The organism is Ruegeria sp. CDSA246 (genome assembly GCF_059611225.1).
The window spans coordinates 104,401-122,989 of record NZ_JBXWPD010000001.1; the positions used below are offsets into that span (position 1 = coordinate 104,401).

14 protein-coding genes are annotated in these 18,589 nt (G+C 58.4%); 4 read left to right on the forward strand and 10 right to left on the reverse strand.

The genetic code is table 11. The features are described 5' to 3' along the window. Nucleotides 1–9: 9 nt before the first annotated feature. The 3 genes from AC2FI9_RS00540 to hemB all read right to left on the reverse strand — a co-directional run bounded on the left by AC2FI9_RS00540 (nt 10) and on the right by hemB (nt 4,359). Complete coding sequence (locus AC2FI9_RS00540; protein ID WP_496764613.1) at nt 10–2,472, reverse strand: penicillin acylase family protein; 2,463 nt, start codon at nt 2,470–2,472, stop codon at nt 10–12. A gap of 173 nt (nt 2,473–2,645) precedes the next feature. After that, the gene (locus AC2FI9_RS00545; protein ID WP_496764615.1) at nt 2,646–3,218 is read right to left on the reverse strand and encodes a lipid-binding SYLF domain-containing protein; all 573 of its coding nucleotides are present in this window, start codon (nt 3,216–3,218) and stop codon (nt 2,646–2,648) included. Nucleotides 3,219–3,360: 142 nt separating this feature from the next. After that, nucleotides 3,361–4,359: a porphobilinogen synthase gene (hemB, locus tag AC2FI9_RS00550; RefSeq protein WP_496764617.1), complete on the reverse strand. Its 999-nt coding sequence runs from the start codon at nt 4,357–4,359 to the stop codon at nt 3,361–3,363. 119 nt (nt 4,360–4,478) lie between these two features. On the opposite strand from hemB, the gene AC2FI9_RS00555 reads away from it, so the two are divergent. Continuing rightward, nucleotides 4,479–5,006 carry a component of SufBCD complex gene (locus tag AC2FI9_RS00555; RefSeq protein ID WP_496723037.1) on the forward strand — a complete coding sequence of 176 codons (528 nt, stop codon included), beginning with the start codon at nt 4,479–4,481 and terminating at the stop codon, nt 5,004–5,006. Between the two features lie 19 nt (nt 5,007–5,025). Further along, complete coding sequence (gene mfd / locus AC2FI9_RS00560) at nt 5,026–8,484, forward strand: transcription-repair coupling factor (RefSeq protein WP_496764619.1); 3,459 nt, start codon at nt 5,026–5,028, stop codon at nt 8,482–8,484. Here mfd and AC2FI9_RS00565 read toward each other — a convergent pair. The 5 genes from AC2FI9_RS00565 to AC2FI9_RS00585 all read right to left on the reverse strand — a co-directional run bounded on the left by AC2FI9_RS00565 (nt 8,481) and on the right by AC2FI9_RS00585 (nt 14,310). Beyond that, on the reverse strand, nt 8,481–9,134 hold the full coding sequence (locus AC2FI9_RS00565) for an SH3 domain-containing protein (protein WP_496764622.1): 654 nt from the start codon (nt 9,132–9,134) through the stop codon (nt 8,481–8,483). The two genes, mfd and AC2FI9_RS00565, sit on opposite strands and share 4 nt — an antisense overlap. Further along, on the reverse strand, nt 9,131–10,795 hold the full coding sequence (locus AC2FI9_RS00570; protein WP_496764624.1) for a tetratricopeptide repeat protein: 1,665 nt from the start codon (nt 10,793–10,795) through the stop codon (nt 9,131–9,133). Before AC2FI9_RS00570 ends, AC2FI9_RS00565 begins: the two co-directional genes overlap by 4 nt. 57 nt (nt 10,796–10,852) lie before the next feature. After that, on the reverse strand, nt 10,853–12,061 hold the full coding sequence (locus tag AC2FI9_RS00575) for a multidrug effflux MFS transporter (protein ID WP_496764626.1): 1,209 nt from the start codon (nt 12,059–12,061) through the stop codon (nt 10,853–10,855). A 75-nt stretch (nt 12,062–12,136) separates the two neighbouring features. Beyond that, complete coding sequence (locus AC2FI9_RS00580) at nt 12,137–12,796, reverse strand: DsbA family oxidoreductase (protein WP_496764628.1); 660 nt, start codon at nt 12,794–12,796, stop codon at nt 12,137–12,139. Further along, entirely contained in the window at nt 12,793–14,310 is a 1,518-nt protein-coding gene (locus AC2FI9_RS00585; RefSeq protein ID WP_496764631.1) for a class I adenylate-forming enzyme family protein, read from the reverse strand. Before AC2FI9_RS00585 ends, AC2FI9_RS00580 begins: the two co-directional genes overlap by 4 nt. Before the next feature lie 65 nt (nt 14,311–14,375). Here AC2FI9_RS00585 and AC2FI9_RS00590 point away from each other — a divergent pair, with 65 nt between their 5' ends. Then, a complete protein-coding gene (locus AC2FI9_RS00590; RefSeq protein WP_058271780.1) occupies nt 14,376–14,999 on the forward strand; it encodes a helix-turn-helix domain-containing protein in 624 nt (207 codons plus the stop codon). Here the strand turns inward: AC2FI9_RS00590 and AC2FI9_RS00595 are convergent. Both AC2FI9_RS00595 and AC2FI9_RS00600 read right to left on the reverse strand, forming a co-directional pair. Beyond that, nucleotides 14,988–15,224, reverse strand: a complete 237-nt coding sequence (locus AC2FI9_RS00595) for a hypothetical protein (protein ID WP_496723024.1) — start codon at nt 15,222–15,224, stop codon at nt 14,988–14,990. The genes AC2FI9_RS00590 and AC2FI9_RS00595 overlap by 12 nt on opposite strands. A 468-nt stretch (nt 15,225–15,692) precedes the next feature. Beyond that, a complete protein-coding gene (locus tag AC2FI9_RS00600) occupies nt 15,693–17,507 on the reverse strand; it encodes an extracellular solute-binding protein (RefSeq protein ID WP_496764633.1) in 1,815 nt (604 codons plus the stop codon). Nucleotides 17,508–17,800: 293 nt separating this feature from the next. On the opposite strand from AC2FI9_RS00600, the gene AC2FI9_RS00605 reads away from it, so the two are divergent. Then, complete coding sequence (locus AC2FI9_RS00605; RefSeq protein ID WP_282118313.1) at nt 17,801–18,574, forward strand: 3-hydroxybutyrate dehydrogenase; 774 nt, start codon at nt 17,801–17,803, stop codon at nt 18,572–18,574. Nucleotides 18,575–18,589 lie beyond the last annotated feature (15 nt).

Sequence of the window (18,589 nt, forward strand, 5' to 3'; positions counted from 1 at the left end):
GCAGTGAAATCAGCGCGGGGTCAGGTTGGTTACGCCGACCGCTGCCGCGCGGGCCAGATCCATGTCCAGTGACATGGGGATATACTCACCTCGCCGCCAAAGCTGGGCCTGATCGTCGTAGTAGCGCGACAGGAAATGCCCCGACTGACCCGTTGCCGTGATAAATACCGAGCTGTTGGGATCGGCAAAATCATAGACACCGCGATATCCCGCGCCGTGGACGTTTTGGAAAGGGTTGGGCCCTTCGCCCGATGTCCGCCCGCGCAGCAGGGTGTTGTCGCCGCCGCTGGTGGATTGGCGGATGTTGACGAAGAACCGCAGAACGGGAACCGTGCCCAGAACCGGGTGGTCATGCGTGGCCTGATGGGCATCTCCCCAGCGCAGCGATTCCAGCGAACCACCGTATTTCTCGCTGATCCAGATCAGCGCATCATCCAGCGCCAACCGCGCCATGTCAGTGCATGTTTCTACCGGCGCGCTCTGGCGCACGTCGCACCAGACCGAGGCGCCGTCGATATCGCGGTAGACCCGTTCGATAAACAGCGGTTCAACATGTTTGTATTCGGCCGCCAGCGGCCCCAGCTCGTCCGAGATCAGTCGGATTTGCAGCGCACGCAACCATGCGGCATAGATCAGCGGTTCAGGCAGGTGCTCGTTCATCTCACCGTTCCACTCGGCCAGCAGGGCCAGCGCAACCTGACGCTGGCGTTCCGGTGTGCCCTCGGGGGCGGATGCTCCGGTAAACCAAAGATCGGCGCCGATTAGCGGCAGAAGCGAACGGGCGGTAAAGCTGACGGTATCAAGTTGCGCTTCGATAAAGCTGTCGCGGGTGTGAACCTCGCGCGATTGCATCAGGCGTTCCCAACGGTGCACGCGCTGCGTATCGCCCCATTCATACGAAACATGGTTGGGGAAAGGGCGGTCGATGATCTTGTTGTTTGTATTGCCCAGAATCCCGCCTGCTGGTGTCACGAATTCGGGGTTGTTTGCATAAGGCAAGCGGCCTTGCCACAGGTTCTCGGCCAACCAACCGGGCGTTGGGATACGGCCGCGGCTTTGGTTGCGAAGATCCCGGCCAGGCATTGCGCCGATCAGCTTCATGCCAATCGTTTCCTTGTCGACCAGCGACAGATTTTGCGACGGCGCAATGAACAGCTCGGCCACATCGATGGCTTCGCGGACATTGTCTGAATTCATTAAAGCCATCGAAGCCGTCATCGACGTGTCGCGCGGGCTGAGCGCGGTCCAGGCCAATGAGGCAACGTGCCCGGGCGGGGTGATCGTTTCCAGATCGTAGTGGCTGCCGGGCAAGACGGGTCCGTTCTCGGTCCAGCGCAGGGTCAGTGTGATTGGGGCTTCATCTTTAATCTCGATGATTGAGGGGCGCGAGCGGAACTGTTTATAACCTTCGGGCGACAGGTATTCTTCTGAGTTTTCCGGGTTCAGTTGTTCGATGTGAACATCCTGATCGTCCAGGTAAGACGACGTCAGACCCCAGCCCAGCCGGTCACTGCGGCCCGTCATGATCGCGGGAACGCCCGGAATGGTCGCACCGATGACACCGCCTTTGGCAAGCTCAAGCCGTGCCAGGTACCAAATGCCGGGTGCGGTCAGGCCCAGATGGGGGTCGTTGGCCAGCAGGGTCCCCCCGATCGCCGAACGCGAAGGCGCGGCGGACCACGCGTTCGACGCCCCGGCCAAGCCGCGTTTAGGGAATGGTGACAGCGGCGAGTCTGGCATCGGCGTGCCTTCGGCATAGCGCGGTAGTTCTGGGAACAAAGACGCATATTCCGGCAGCGCTGCGATGCCCGCGCCCGGTACGTCTGGCAGGATATCGGCAAGCCGCTGAGGATCGTTCAGCATCAGGGAAGTGCGAGCGCGCAGGACCTCATCTTTCAAATGGCCAGACAGTTGCAGGCTCATCAGTTTGATAATCGCAATGCTGTCGCCGGGCTGCCACGGCGAAACAGATGCGTTGAACAGAAACATCTCGGGCGCGCCGCGACCCAATGCGTTCTCATTGATCTCATCCAGCCGGGCATTGACGCCGGCAGAATAAGCGCGCAGTGCAGCTTTGGTGTAATCGTCCTGCACTTCGACCGAGCGGTGGGCCAGGCTGTACAAGTCAAAACGGCGCAAGAGCTTGTCGATGGGGACAGTGCGCTTGCCAAACACTTCGGATAAACGGCCCTGCGCCGTGCGACGCATCACGGTCATCTGCCACAGGCGATCCTGCGCATGGGCATAGCCTAGGCCAAAGAACACGTCCGGGTCGCTTTCGGCCAGAATATGCGGAACATTGGCGGTGTCGCGCACGATCTCGACCGGGGCGCGCAGCCCGTTGACTTCGACGGTCTGATCATAATCCGGCAGGGACTGGCTGGCCAGAAAGTAGACAAGGCCCACAGCCGCAACGGCCAACAGGATCAGGCCCGTAGCAATCCGTACCAGCCAGCGAAAGACAAGACCCATGAACGCCCCATATCCCCATAAGAAATTATTGGCTGAACCCTACTGGAAGGACCGGGCAACCGAAAGAGGAACGCCGCGCGAACGTTGAGTTAACATGTTGAGATGAATAACCCCGCCATATGGTTTTGAACATGTGGCGGGGTTCGTGGCAAAGGGGGGGGTGGTATTCTGTATCAGGGGATGATGCGCGTGTACTTGGTGCCTTCGACGGTCGCGCCGAATTTCAGACCAGCCTGTCCGAAAACGGCGGCCAACACTGGCTTACGCAATTGGGTTGTGTCGGTCGAGAGCGAGTCACCGGTGGCATCGACGACATAGCCGATATCCGCCCCTGCGGTCCAACCGCTGGAACGGCGGAAGTCATCCAGCGCGTCCTGCGTCATGAAGAACAGGACATGCGCATATTGTTGCGCGCCGATCTGCAGACCAGCACTGCCGGATATGGCCGAGTAGTAGTCGACCGTTGCACCGTTAATGCGCAGCGCGCCCTGGCCATAGGCACCGCCAAAGATGAACCCGGCCTCGGTGATCAGGGGCATCACCAGCATGCCGTCGGCTTTGTTGGCGATCTCGACGGTGTTGGGGTACTTGCTGAACATTTCGTTCAACGTCACGTTCACACGGGCGTCGATCTGGGCCGCATTGGAATTGCCTACACCGTTTCCGCATGCTGCGGTCAGTGTGAGCCCGGCCATGCCAAGCGCAAAGCCACGACGGTTTAGTCGGGGAGAGTTGGAACTGCTCATGTTTTTTTCTCTGTATAAACTGCCTGAAGTGTCGGGTGTTCCCGATCTTGTGTGCAAGAATACGCCGATTGCGTCCGTGTGTCACGGGAAAGCTGGTCCAACAGCGTTCACAATCGGCGAAAAGTCGCGACCGTCCGGGGTTTTAGCCCTGAAGGATGCGTGCGACCTGCGGTGCAAAGTAGGTCAGGATTCCATCGCAGCCTGCACGTTTGAAGGCCAGCAGGCTTTCCAGCATGACCTTCTCACCATCAATCCAGCTGTTCTGCGCAGCTGCCTGTATCATGGCGTATTCACCGGACACCTGATAGGCATAGGTTGGCGCGCCAAACGTGTCTTTCACGCGGCGACAGATATCCAGATAGGGCATGCCTGGTTTGATCATCACCATGTCTGCGCCTTCTGTCAGGTCACGTTCGGTCAGGCGCAGGGCCTCGTTCGAATTGGCCGGGTCCATCTGGTAGGTCTTCTTGTCTCCGGTCAGCGCACCGGACGCGCCCACTGCATCGCGGAAGGGGCCGTAGAATGCGCTGGCATATTTAGCGGCATAGCTGAGGATCATCACGTTGTGGTGCCCGGCACCCTCAAGCGCGCGGCGCATTGCGCCGATGCGGCCATCCATCATGTCTGAGGGTCCAATGATGTCGGCCCCGGCCTCAGCCTGCGCCAGTGTCATTTTGACCAGCGCCTCGACGGTCTGATCGTTCACGATCTCGCCATCCACGACATAGCCGTCATGGCCATTGATGTTATAGGGATCCAACGCCACGTCGGTCATCACGGCAATATCAGGGGCTGCAGATTTGATTGCCCGAATGGCCCGGTTTGACAGGTTGTCGGGGTTCCACGCCTCGGCGCAATCTTCGGTTTTTAGATTGGGATCGGTGTAGGGAAAGATGCAGATCGCCGGGATGCCCATAGCCTGCGCCTCGACTGCGGCCTTTGCGATCAGATCGACCGAGCGCCGCACAACGCCGGGCATCGAAGGTACGGGTTCTTCAATGCCTTCACCATCGCGCACAAAAACCGGCCAGATCAGATCATCTGTCGTCAGCGCGTTTTCTCGCACCAACCCACGAATGGCGCCGGATTGGCGCGCCCGGCGAAATCGCGTAAGGGGGTAGGGGGCGATGGTCGGTTTCATGTCGCGCTCTCCTTGAATAATCGTGCATTGGGTGGCATGAATTCCCGATGGTCTCAAGGGTAACATTGGACGCGCCTGCGCGAAGAACGCCTCAAGGACAATGAACAAAGGGCTGATGCGTGGATTTGCACTCTTCGATTTTCGAACTCATCGACATGCGCAGCTTTTCGAATCTGTGGTACTGGATCGTGCTGGCGGTGCTCTGGTCGTCGGCCAGCCACTGGGCGATGGGGGTTCCCTACGATCTGCTTGTACGTGCCCGTCGTGTTGGCGGACAGTCCGAGCAGGACCTGCTGGATATCGTTCGGATCAATGGGAACAGGCTGCTTTACATCGTTGATATGTCAGGCCTGGTTATTCTTGCTTTATGCTGTTTCTTTTTTACCGGGCTTGCGATGTTGGGTTTCTACTATGGCGTTGAATTTGCACAGGCCGTGTTTTTGTTGCTGTTCCCCGTGAGTTTGGTGATGCTGATCAACATTCGCGCCGCGCGCAAGTTGCAAGGCATCGAGCCGGTGCTCGGAAGCGTGTCAAAGATCCTTGTACGCTGCAGGATTTACACCCAGATCATTGGCATGATCTCAATTGTCATCACGTCACTTTGGGGTATGTACCAGAACGTCTCGATCGGCGTTCTCGGGGGATGAAAACCAGAAAGGCAAAGCGATGACAGCTCCGAACCATGTGACGGTTGGCGGCGCTCCCGAAGGGTTTGACGCACAGCTTGTTCTGAATGAGATCGCGCGCGTTGGCGGGCCGGTCTGCCACGTCGCGCGTGATGACAAACGGATGGAGGCAATGCGGGCCGCACTGGCCTTCTTTGCCCCCGATATGCCGGTCTTTGTGTTCCCGGGGTGGGACTGCCTGCCATATGACCGGGTGTCACCCAACGCCGACATTGCGGCGGCGCGTGTGGCGACATTGGCGGCATTAGTACATCAGATGCCGGATCGGTTTGTCCTGCTGACCACACTCAATGCCGCGACCCAGCGGGTGCCTGCGCGGGATGTGCTGCGCGAGGCGGCCTTTACCGCTCGCGTGAATCACCGCGTCGACGAAACGGCGCTGCGGAACTTCCTTGTACGCATGGGGTTCACGCAAAGTCCGACGGTGATGGAGCCGGGCGACTATGCGGTTCGTGGCGGAATCATCGACATTTTCCCTCCGGGCGAATCCGGTCCCGTACGTTTGGATCTGTTCGGAGACGTGCTGGACGGCGCGCGCCGGTTCGATCCGGTCTCGCAACGCACGACCGAAAAGCTGGATGTTGTCGAATTGGCCCCGGTGTCCGAGGTCATTCTGGATGACGCCGCCATAACGCGGTTCCGCCAAAACTATCGCATCGAATTTGGTGCCGCGGGCACCGATGATCCGCTGTACGAGGCGATCAGCGCGGGCCGCAAGCATCAGGGCATCGAACACTGGCTACCGTTCTTCCACGAAAAGCTGGAAACCCTGTTCGATTATCTGCCGGATGCGACGATCACCGTGGATGATCAGGTGACACCCACGCGGCTGGCACGCTGGGATACAATTGCCGATCAGTATGAAACGCGGCGTCTGGCACTGGAAAACCGTTCGCGCATGGATACGGTGTATAAGCCAACACCACCTGGATTGCTCTATCTGGACGATGCCGCATGGGAGCAGGCGGTCGCGGACAGGCGGGTGATGCAGTTCAGCCCGCTGCCTCAGGCCAGCGGTCCCGGTGTGATCGATGCAGGTGGGCGGATCGGACGCAATTTCGCGCCAGAGCGGCAGCAGGAAAACATCAGCCTGTTTGGTGCTTTGGCAAGCCATATCACCGACAAGATGGCCAAGGGGCCCGTCTTGATTGCGTCATATTCTGAAGGGGCACGAGAGCGCCTAACAGGGTTGATCGAGGATGAGGGCCTGGCCGAAGCCGTCCCTGTCACCAATGGCACCCGGATCGGCAAACGCGGATTGCATCTGGCTGTCTGGGCGCTTGAGCACGGGTTTGAAACCCCCGGTCTGACCGTGATCGCTGAACAGGACGTGCTGGGTGACCGCCTCATCCGCCAGCCCAAGAAGCGCCGCAAGGCCGAGAATTTCCTGACCGAAGCCCAGTCGCTCAGCCCAGGCGATCTGGTGGTTCACGTCGACCACGGGATCGGGCGGTACATGGGGATGGAGGTGGTCACGGCCGCCGGTGCCGCGCATGAATGCCTGCTGTTGGAATATGCAGAACAGTCCAAGCTGTATCTGCCGGTTGAGAACATCGAGCTGCTGTCGAAATACGGCCATGACGAAGGTCTGCTGGACCGCTTGGGTGGAGGTGCTTGGCAGGCTAAGAAAGCCAAGCTGAAAGAACGCATCCGCGAGATGGCGGACAAGCTGATCCGTATCGCCGCTGAACGCGCTTTGCGCAAAGCTCCGGTCATGGATCCACCGCCCCACGCGTGGGAGGAGTTCAGCGCCCGCTTTCCATATCAGGAAACCGACGACCAGCTGCGCGCGATTTCCGAGGTGATGGAGGACATCCATTCCGGCGCACCGATGGATCGGTTGATCTGTGGTGACGTGGGCTTTGGCAAAACCGAGGTTGCCATGCGCGCGGCCTTTGTCGCCGCGATGTCCGGTGTTCAGGTGGCCGTGATTGCGCCGACCACATTGCTGGCGCGTCAGCACGCGGCCAGTTTCAAGGAACGGTTCCGGGGCTTTCCGCTGGAAGTGCGGCAGCTGTCGCGGTTTGTGTCCGCGAAAGATGCACAGCAGACCCGTGATGGTATGGCGCGCGGGACCGTCGACATCGTGATCGGCACCCATGCGTTGCTGGCCAAGGGTATCCGGTTCAACAATCTGGGCCTGTTGATCATCGACGAAGAACAGCATTTTGGCGTCGGCCACAAGGAACGCCTGAAACAGCTGCGTTCAGACATTCACGTGCTGACCTTGACCGCCACGCCGATCCCACGGACGCTGCAGCTGTCGCTGACCGGCGTGCGCGACCTGTCGATTATCGGCACGCCGCCTATCGATCGTCTTGCCATTCGCACGTATGTCAGCGAATTCGACGCCGTGACCATACGCGAAGCCCTGCTGCGCGAACACTATCGAGGCGGGCAGAGCTTCTACGTTGTTCCCCGCATCTCGGACCTGCCAGAGATCGAAGAATTCCTAAAGGAACAACTGCCCGAGCTGACTTATATGGTGGCGCATGGGCAAATGGCGGCGGGTGAACTCGACGACCGGATGAACGCCTTTTATGACGGCAAGTACGACGTGCTTCTGGCGACCACGATTGTGGAAAGCGGGCTGGATATTCCAACCGCCAACACGATGGTCGTGCACCGGGCAGATATGTTCGGGCTGGCGCAGCTGTATCAGATCCGAGGCCGGGTGGGTCGCTCCAAAACCCGTGCCTATGCGTACCTGACCACCAAGCCGCGTCAGAAATTGACGGCGACAGCCGAAAAGCGCCTGCGGGTTTTGGGCTCGCTGGATACTCTGGGGGCCGGGTTCACGCTGGCATCGCAGGATCTGGACATTCGTGGTGCGGGCAACTTGCTGGGCGAGGAACAGTCCGGCCAGATGCGCGACGTCGGCTATGAACTTTACCAGTCGATGCTGGAAGAGGCGATTGCCAAGATCAAAGCCGGTGAGATGGAAGGGCTGTCTGAAGCCGACGATCAATGGGCGCCACAGATCAATCTGGGCGTGCCGGTTCTGATCCCCGAAGATTACGTGCCCGATCTGGATGTGCGCCTTGGGCTTTATCGTCGCTTGTCGTCGCTTTCGACCAAGGTCGAGCTGGAAGGTTTTGCCGCAGAACTGATCGACCGGTTCGGCACGCTGCCGAAAGAGGTAAACACCCTGATGCTGGTCGTGCGCATCAAGGCGATGTGCAAACGCGCAGGGATTGCAAAACTGGATGGCGGGCCGAAGGGCGCGACAATCCAGTTTCACAACGACAAGTTCGCCTCGCCGGAGGGTTTGGTAGAGTTCATTCAGAACCAGCGCGGTTTGGCCAAGGTCAAGGACAACAAGATCGTCGTCAGACGCGATTGGAAGAAGGACAGCGACAAGATCAAAGGCGCATTTGCCATCGCCCGCGATCTGGCGGAAAAGGTCATGGCAGCGAAGAAGAAAAAGGCGAAAGCCTAGTCTCCGCTGACGAAAGTGCACAATTGCCATTCGCCCGCGTCCGATTTCACAAGCGCGGCGCGGTGACCTGTCATGGGCCATAGAAAGTCGCCGTGCATGAATCCCCGCGTGCCGTCAGTCAGCATCACCGGTTGATAGTCGGCACCGTCGCGATAGTTCGGGACGATGACGATCTCGTAGCTGATAAGGCTCAGCGCTGGGGATCCTGGTTCGGCAGCTTGCCGAAGGGTCACGTCCTCTCCGGTCACAAAGTAGGCCACGTAAGGGTCCAATGAGGCAGGCAAAGTGATCTGCCATTGATGCGGCATCCAAAACTCGCCCTCGTCGTCGAAATAGCCCGGTTGGGACAGGGTGGTTTCCAGATCGCTCCAATAGGCTTGGCGGATCTGGTCTTCTAGAGAGCTGTTTTCCGGGCCGAGGTATTCAAGGAATTCCCCGGGCCCACCGCTTCCGCCATGGCTGAGGTAGATGTCCGGGCAAGCAGCTGCGATAACGGTGTCGGTATCACGTGCGGCCACGCTCGCCAACAAACTCTCCCGAAAGGCCACGAGGGTAGGATCGCGGTCTGCTTCATCGACCGGCGGAAAAGACTGGCGGTCAGCCAGGGCTGGGCCGCAAATCAACAAAGACAATAGCAGTGCACGGGTCATTCTGCGGCCTTCATTGCTGCCTGCGCGCAAAAACACGAGGCCCCGACGGCCCGGTCAGCGCGGGCAAACGCCAGATCAAGACGTTGTTTGATCAATTTGATCTCAACTGTCTCACCGCGTGCTTTCAGACAATCATGCAGGCCCTTCAAACTCCAGACATTGTCGGGGTGGATTGAGGCGCGGCTCAGAGTGCCGCCAAGCCCTAGATCTTCGCGATACACTGCTTCGGCCTCGGGCACGTGGCCCTGTTCGTACAACAACGCACCAAGCGCGTGGCGCGCGGGTTGCATCCAACCCCAAGGCTCGTCGTAGGGCAGCGTGTCGTCCAATTTGACCGAGCGCCTAAGATGCGCGAATGCGGCGTCATAGTTGCTTTTGCGATACTCAATCTCTCCGCGCAGCATTTCGCGGGCGATGTCCAGCAAGTCGATCACGCGGTTGTTGTGCAGCAGCCGGGTTTCCGGAACCCGATCCTTAGCGGCAAGGAACAGTTGCTCTTCGGCCTCTGCTTCGGCCACCTGACCTGTGGCCGCATAGGCGATTGCACGTGCGTAATGGGTGGTTGCGGTGACAGTACGGTAGAGGTCCTGATCCTTGGGCAAGGGCAGGGCCTTTGCTTCTTCCCATCGGCCAAACCGGATCAGGATATGCGGCCCCATCGACATGTAGCTTTCGAAAAAATCCGCCATGGGCGGGCTTTCGGTGCGCAGCATCTCTTCGGGGGTGGTGTCCCAGATGCCCTGATTGGCACGCAGGGCGGGTTCCATCTGACCCAGAAACAGCGCGCCGTAGATAGCAAAGTGATAGTCGTGCTGGCGATAGCCTGTGTAGATGTTGAACGCACCTTCGCGCTCATAATACTTCAGATCGGCCTCGGTCGCCTTTTCGTTCCAATGGACGACGTTCTGATAATGCCCGCACAGGACATCGATATGGGTGGGCATGTGCACCAGGTGCCCTGCATCTGGAACCAGTGTGCGCAGGACATCCCCAGCCTTCAGCGCCTTTTCTGGTGTCGGCGACATCTCCATCAGATGAACATAGAGGTGCAGCAAGCCCGGGTGCGACATGGCTGCCGGATCGTCAGCCATTGCGTCTTCCAGGGCTTTTTGCGCCTCCAACGTGTCTGCGCCTTCAGCGGGCTCACCGGTTCTCAGGTTCCACATCTGCCAAGGGGTCAGGTTGAGCAACGCCTCGACATAGATGGTGCGCAGATCGAGGTGATCCGACTGCTCTGCAAAGGCCACGCGCATCGCGGCGGCAAAATCGTGATCCCAGCTATGCATGTCGTCGACAGGATCGCGCTGTGGATACCGTGCGGGTAGGGCGCGGATCAGAGCCTGTTCCGTCGGGCTGCACCCTTCGGCCAAAGCCACGGCTTTCTGCGTGGCATCATAGGCCAGCGCCAGCGCCTTTCGCCGTCCACGGTCATCCAGCAGGTTCCAAGGCAGGTTGTAATTCGGGCCCGCGGCATAAGCCACGCCCCAGTGGGCCATCGCGCAGTCAGGATCAAATTCAAGCGCGCGCTGAAAACACACAACAGCTTCGTCGTGGTTGTAGCCGTAGGTCCAATTCAGCCCCCGGTCGAACCAAAGCTGTGCGTTTGTTGAGGCCGTCGTTATCGGACAGGAATATGCGCCAAGATCGTAATAGTCGCTCACTGAAAAACTCCACTCATATTGAGCAGATGTTAGCCTGATTCACCGTTCCTGCACAGATCAGGCTGGAAGCCTGTTTTCGATCCGCCCCATATGCAGCATCAGGCCGAAGCCCGCGGCGCTCATGGCCAGGATGCCGACAGCCAGCGGGGTAATAGACCCGTCGAACATCTGCCCGATAGGCGCCGCAATCGCGGCAGCAAACACGGTCGAGATCGCTCCGATCACCGAGGCCGCCATGCCCGCGATATGACCCATTGGCTCCATCGCGATGGCGTTCAGGTTGCCCATAGTCATGCCTGCCATAAAGAAAACCGCCGTTTGCCAGCTTACAAAAACGGCGAAGGACAGCGTGGGCGAAAGGTCTGCGGCATTCAGGGCGATGATGGCTGTGGTAAAGAGGACCTGCGCGCCTAACGCCCATGTCACGATCCGGCGCATGCCCAATTTAATAACGAGTGCCGCGTTTAACAGGCTGGCTGAGCCCGCCATCAACGCCACGAACCCGAACCAGAACGGAAAACTGTCGGCACTGTCGTGGATGACATCGTAGACCGGTTGAACCATCGTCAACATGGTGAACAACATGCCCAGACACAGTGTCTGAACCAAGATCGACAGTCGGACAGTTGGATGTGTGAACATCTGGCGTGCGGCGTCCAGTATAAGGGGCAGGCGCAGCGGGCGACGGTTCTCGACCGACAAGGGTTCCGGAAGGCGCAGGCCCATCCAGACGATGGTGATCAGTGAGAACAGGATGAATGAAGCAAAGATACCCCGCCACCCGGTCAGTGCGATCACGCCGGCACCAAGCATTGGCGCAATCGCCGGGACCAAGGTGAAGATCATCATCGCAATCGATACAATCCGCGCCATCTCGCGACCCGAATACAGGTCGCGAATAATTGCCATGGCCACCACGCGCGGGGCCGCACATCCGATCCCCTGGAAGATACGGGCGACCAATAGCATTTCGAGTGATGAACTGGCCCAGGCAGCCGCCGCTGCGATGATATACAGTGCCGATCCGACATAGATCACTGGCTTGCGGCCAAAGGCGTCGGACAGCGGACCGGTGAAAAATGTGCCAATCCCCATGCCCAACACAAACGAGGTCAGGATCAACTGGGCTTTGTTGACGTCGTCGGGGCTGAGTTGCGCGCCGATATTTGGCAGCGCCGGCAACATGGAATCGATCGAAAACGCGATCGTCGCAAACATCATTGCGACAAGTGCTATGAACTCACCCCGTGACATGCGATTGGCCATAACGCCCTCCTGATCTGTTCGCGCTATCACGGCAAATCAGTTGACGCTAGGTGTCAAATTGCACAGAGGTCTGTGCTAATTTGCGGCGGAAGCCTCAAGTTGAGACATGATTTCAGCAATCGCTTTTTCCCACATTTCAGGGGGTTGCGCCCCGGGGACGGCATGTTGATTGGCAACGATGAACGTCGGGACAGAGCTGACGCCCATCTTCCTGGAATGGCTGTCACGGTTGCTGATATCCTCGCGGTCCGCGTCGGATTTCAGCAGTTTCAGCACGACCGCTGCGTCCATTCCCGCATTGTCGGCAATATCGGCCAGAACCTCATGATCGCCGATATCGCGGGCCTGCACGAAATAGGCATCGAACAACGCATCGACTACGGCGTTCTGTTTGCCTTCAATCCCGGCCCAATGGATCAGGCGGTGCGCGTCCAGTGTGTTGGGCGTGCGCTCCATGCCTTCGAAGTCGATCTTAAGGCCTGCGTTCTCGGCATGATCAACGACCGGAGCATAGGCACGCACCGCGCCTTCCTTGCCCCCGAACTTGCGTTCGAGATACTCGCGGCGATCCATCCCGGCATCCGGCATGTCGGGGTTCAACTGGAACGGATGCCATTCGATCACAAACGGATGGTCCGGGATCGCCGCGAGCGCCTTGTCCAGATGGGTTTTGCCGATATAGCACCACGGGCAAATCGGGTCGGACATGATATCAAGCTTGACGGTCTCGGTCATGGGTTGGTCGCCTTGAAATAGGCCGGCAGCGCCCGGCGCAGAAGTTTCCCGTTCCCGCCGGTGGGCAGGTCAGGCAGATGGATAAAGGCGCGCGGTTGCTTATAGCGCGCCAGATTTGCCTCGACATAATTACGCAGGGCGTTGTCGTCCAGCTTTTCCGGTCCTGTATAGAAGGCTGCTATCACAAATGTGTCCTGTTTGACCTCGACTGCCGCAGCTCCGACCTGCGCGATGCCGGGATACCGGGACAGCGCCGCCTCGACCTCAACCGGTGACACCCTATAGCCGCCCGCATTCATCATATCGTCATCGCGACCCAGATAGGTGATCTGGCCATCCACGGCCATGGCCCCTTGATCGCCGGTCAGGAACCAGTCGTCCTGCATCCGGGCTTCGGCCTCGTCCGGGGCGTTGAGATAGGTCAGCATCAGACCGGGGTCGGACCTGTGTATGGCAATGGTGCCTTCCTGACCCTGAGGTACGGGACCGTCAGGTCCCAGGATAGCCACACGGCGGCCAGGCTGCGGTTGGCCCAATGCATCGGACCGCGCTGGATGCGCCGGGCTGGACGAAATGAAAGTCGAACACTCTGACATGCCATAGGCCTCGTAGAGTTCAGTGCCGGTCGCTTGCGTCCACTGTTCATGCAGATGCCGTGACAGTTTTTCTCCGGCGCATAACCCATGCCGCAATTCCGGCAGGTCGACGTCGTCTGTTGAGCTCACCACCTTACGGAATACGCCCGGTGCTGCCGCAAAGATGGTAGCTTGATGATGGCGTAGCAGGGCAGGTAGAGCGTCCAGATCGGTGCCCGGCGCAGGGATAAGAGCCGTTGCGCCAATGGTCCACGGATCCATCAGACCGGTGCCCAAGGTATAGGTCCAGTTGAACGCGCCTGCGTGACACAGGCGATCGGTTTCACGCAGCCCGTACCAGCCATCCACCATCATCTGACGCGCCCAGATGGCACGATGGGCGTGGGCCACAGCCCTCGGTTTTCCCGATGTGCCCGAAGTATAGACGACATAGGCCATCCGTTCCGGGTCGCCCATTTGATATTCTGCAGCAGGCAGATCACGCATTCCGGCCAAATCGGACAGGTCAATCTGAACCGGATGCGCGGCGCACGCAACCTGTGGGTCACGCAGAATGGCGGCAGGTCTGAGATCGTTGATCATGCGCTCTGTTTCCGGATCGGTCAGCTGCGATGACGTTGGGACCGGGACGATGCCGACAGCAATCGCTCCGAGATAGGCAATCGGGAAATCGACCGTGTTTCCAAGCCGCATCAACGCGATATCGCCGGGCTTCAAACCGGCATTCAACAACCCTGTGCCAGTTCCCAGAATGGCCTGCTGCAACTCGCTATACGTCCAATGCTCGGTATCCGAGGACCCTAGAACAGACAGGGCGGTCTTGTCCGAAAGCCTGTCCGCACAGCGCAGTACATGCGCTGCCAGATTGAACGGAGACGGGCAGGCCGGCGGCGGCCCCTGATCAAAAATAGAAAGCATGGCAACTGGCTAGCGCGACCACTGCTGCGTTGCAAGCACGGCGGGCTGCGCCTATAGAATGACGCATGAGCACCCAAGACCAGACATCTCTGATCCGCATTGCCCGGGACTCGGGCGAACATACGGAAGTTGAACCACTGGACCTCGGCGCGCGTGTGCGCGAGCTGCGGAAAGCGCGGAAATGGACGCTTGAACAGGCGGCCACGCAGGCTGGTCTGGCACGTTCTACGCTCAGCAAGATCGAAAATGGTCAGATGTCGCCCACCTATGACGCGCTGAAAAAGCTTGCGACCGGTCTTGAGATCTCCGTGCCGCAGCTGTTTACGGCGCCACAGCGGGACCAGGTGATCGGTCGGATGGCCGTGACGCGCATGGGCGAAGGGTCTGCCCATCCCACAACCACCTATGAACATGAACTGCTTGCCGAAACGCTGACCAAAAAGCAGATGTTGCCTTATCGGGCCCGTGTCCGCGCGCGGTCAATGGATGAGTTCGACGGCTGGGTCCGCCACGACGGCGAAGAGTTCTTGTATGTCTTGACGGGTGTTGTGCGCCTTTACACCGAGTTTTATGAACCAGTCGAAATGCGCCGCGGCGACAGCGCCTATTACGACGGGAGCATGGGGCACAATGTAATCTCGGTCAGCGACGAAGATGCAATGATCCTGTGGGTAACATCACTTACTTAACGACCGGCTGAATTCGCGGTTCAAACCTTCCGTGAACAAAAAGTCCTCAAGCTCTTCGTGGGCTTCGTTCATAGTCAGTTGATGGCGTTCGGCCAGATACGCTTCGAAACATTTGCGGTCTTGGCTTAACCGCACCATGTCCTGATCCCGCAGGTTCGGAAATCTCCGTTTGGCGCGCGTATACATTGCGTCCAGGTCTTGCGTCAGATCGGTCCATTTCAACATTAGACAGCTTTCCGTTTTCATGGTTTCAAACCGCTCGTCCCAAGAACCAGCGTACGAAGGTGGTGAGGGCGTTCGGGCATGACAAAATGTCGCACCCGAGGTCGGGAGGCGGTTTGATTTTTGTCGGGGTCGAAAGTGCCCGTTGCAGCCTATCCGCAACGGGCAGACGGACCTGATTTTGAGTGAGTGGAGGCCGGTCCGTAAATTCGATGTGCTGCGCACCGGACGAAGAGTTACGTTTTGAAATTCAAAGCAATAATCAATTCGTGCAGCGTACTGCAGCTTATGCACAAGCTATATCGCTAAACCCAGTTCAGTAAAGCTTTTTGTGTGAGTTTTTTAGGGGAGCACTTGACGTTGGGGCAATTGCAACATGTTGGCGCACCAAAAACTCGACCCGCAATATGCGGTGCCAATAGGCTGTGCGCCGATTTCCGCCCACGTCCCTTTGGTGCTGCGCGTGACCCGTTACTGTTCGTACCACCAAACCTGCGGCATGTATTCTGGCCCATCGCCATAGATCGGCAAGTTTTCCGGCTGCTTGAGTTCCTTGGCGTGGGCGATCCTGCCTACATCAAAGTTCCAGATCGGAATGACATAGCGCCCGGCGGTCAATACACGATCAAGCGCGCGCGTTGCAGCAACGAAATCCTCATGACTTTCCGAGGCCAGCATGGCGTCAATCATTCCGTCCACAGCGGGTGAAGCCACCCCCATCAAATTGCGCGTGCCCGGAGTATTCGCGTTTTCGCTGCCCCAGTAGAGGCGCTGCTCGTTGCCGGGTGACAGGGACAACGCACGACGGAAATAGGTCATGTCGAAATCCAACTCGGATGTACGGCTGGTGAACTGGGCGCTGTCGACCTGCTCGGTGCTCACCGCGATGCCAAGACGTTCCAGTGCGCGCGTGTAGATCTCGATTGCCGTTTCGCTTTCGGTGTCGCCCTGTTGCAGCAACACGGTCACGGTAAAGGCATCGCCGTTTTCGTTACGCAGCACGCCGTCCTGGATGGTCCAGCCAGCCTCGGCCAACAGTTTGGTGGCGGCGCGGATGTTCGAACGATTGCGGGCCGATCCGTCACTTTCCGGCAATGTATAGCCTTCAAGCGTTCCCGGAGGCAGGTCGTCCTTGAATTCCATCAGCAGCTCTTCGACGCGACCACTTGCCGGACGGGGCTGCATCGCAAGGTCCGAGCCCGAGAAATAGGATGAGATACGCGGCTGCGCGTTGCCGGTAATCGTGTCGTTGATGAATTCGAAATTGAACGCCAGCGTCAGCGCCTCGCGGACACGCCAGTCGTCAAACGGTGCTTTGCGGGTGTTCATGACAAACCCGGTCATGCCCGAGGGCTTGCCGTGCGGGATCTCGGTCTTGACCACATCACCACGCTGGACGGCCGGGAAATTGTATTGGTTGGCCCATTTGTCGGCATTGAATTCACGTACCGCGGTCAGTTCTCCGGCTTTGAAGGCCTCGAACAGAACAGTGCCGTCGCCGTAGAACTCGATCCGCATTTCGTCCAAATTCATGGTGCCTTTACGGAAGGGGATGTCAGTGCCCCAATAATCCGGGTTCCGCTTAAGGTTCACGTATCTACCGGCCTCATAGCTGTCGACGACGTAGGGCCCGGTCCCGACCGGAATGTCATGCAACCCGGCATTGGCAAAATCTTTACCTTCCCACTGGGCTTTCTGCAGGATCGGGCGCAGGCCGGCGATCAGGGCAAGCTCGCGGTCGGGTTCGTTAAAGGTGATGCGCACCGAGCGGGGACCGGTCTGTTCGATACTGTCAATCTTACTCCACAGCCCGCGATAACGCAGGTGGCCTTCGGTTCCCAAAGTCTCATACGACCAGATGACATCATCCACTGTGACTGGTGTACCATCCGAGAATTCTGCGTTCTCACGCAGGGTGAATTCGACCCAGGACCGGTCCGGCGCTGTCTCAACTGATTCGGCTAACAGCCCGTAAAGAGTGAAAGGTTCGTCCCAGGATCGGCCCATCAGGCCCTCGTGGGTCCAAAATCGCAATTGCCAGGGCGAGCTGCCTTTTTGCACGAACGGGTTCAAACTGTTATAGCCGCCCGTATTTCCGAACACGACTTTCCCGCCTTTTGGCGCGTCCGGATTTGCGTAGGGCAGGGACACAAAATCCGGTGGTAAGGCGGGGTCACCATACATAGCTATGCCATGGGTCGATTCTGCATAAGCAATTGACGTGCTCAAAAGTGCAGTGATTCCCGCGATCAATGGGCGAACGGGGCGTAGAAAATCGGGGCTCATTTTGGAAACAATCCTGCTCTGGCCTTATTTTGTTGGGATTCATCGTAGCTATGATTTTTCTTGTTTTCAAACTTTTAGCTTGGACGAACACAAGAAATTGCTTATAAAGGATGCACTGCTCGATAGGTTTCTTGCCTGTATGAAACCTGCCTCAATAACTTAACGCCCGCTTCGTGCGGGCGTTTTTTTTGTCCGGATCTGACGTAGGATGCGTCGCCCGAATGTTTCCCCGTTTTCTTTGCAGCTGCAGCATGGCACTGTGTCGCCAAAGTTGACTTTGTGGGAGTTCGGCCATGAGCCTTTCGGGAAAAACAGCCATTATCACCGGATCGAATTCAGGGATCGGATTAGGCGTCGCGCGCGAGCTGGCGAAGGCCGGGGCTAACGTGGTGCTGAATTCATTTACCGACCGCGACGAAGATCATGCGCTGGCCGCTGAGATTTCGAAAGAGACCGGGACCAGCGCACGCTATATCAAGGCGGACATGTCTAAGGGTGAAGAATGCCGCGCGCTGATCGAAAAGGCGGGGGCATGTGATATTCTGGTGAACAACGCGGGCATTCAGCATGTTGCGCCGGTTGATCAATTTCCGGTCGAAAAGTGGGATGCGATCATCGCGATCAATATGAACTCGACTTTTCATACGATGGCCGCGGCGCTGCCAATGATGCGCAAAGCTGGGTGGGGACGTATTGTGAATATCGCCTCGGCACACGGGTTAACAGCGTCTCCGTTCAAGGCGGCCTATGTCGCGGCAAAACACGGCGTGGTTGGCATGACCAAAACCGTGGCGCTGGAGACTGCGCAGGAGCCGATCACATGCAATGCGATCTGCCCGGGATACGTCCTGACACCATTGGTCGAGGCACAGATCCCAGGAACCATGAAGGAATACGGCATGAGCCGTGAGGACGTGATCAAGAACGTGATGCTTGAACGGCAACCTTCGAAAGAATTCGCCACGGTCGAGCAATTGGGTGGCACCGCGATCTTCCTGTGCTCGGATGCGGCAGCACAGATCACCGGGACCACGATCTCGGTCGATGGCGGTTGGACAGCGTTGTGAGGTTTCACGGGGGCG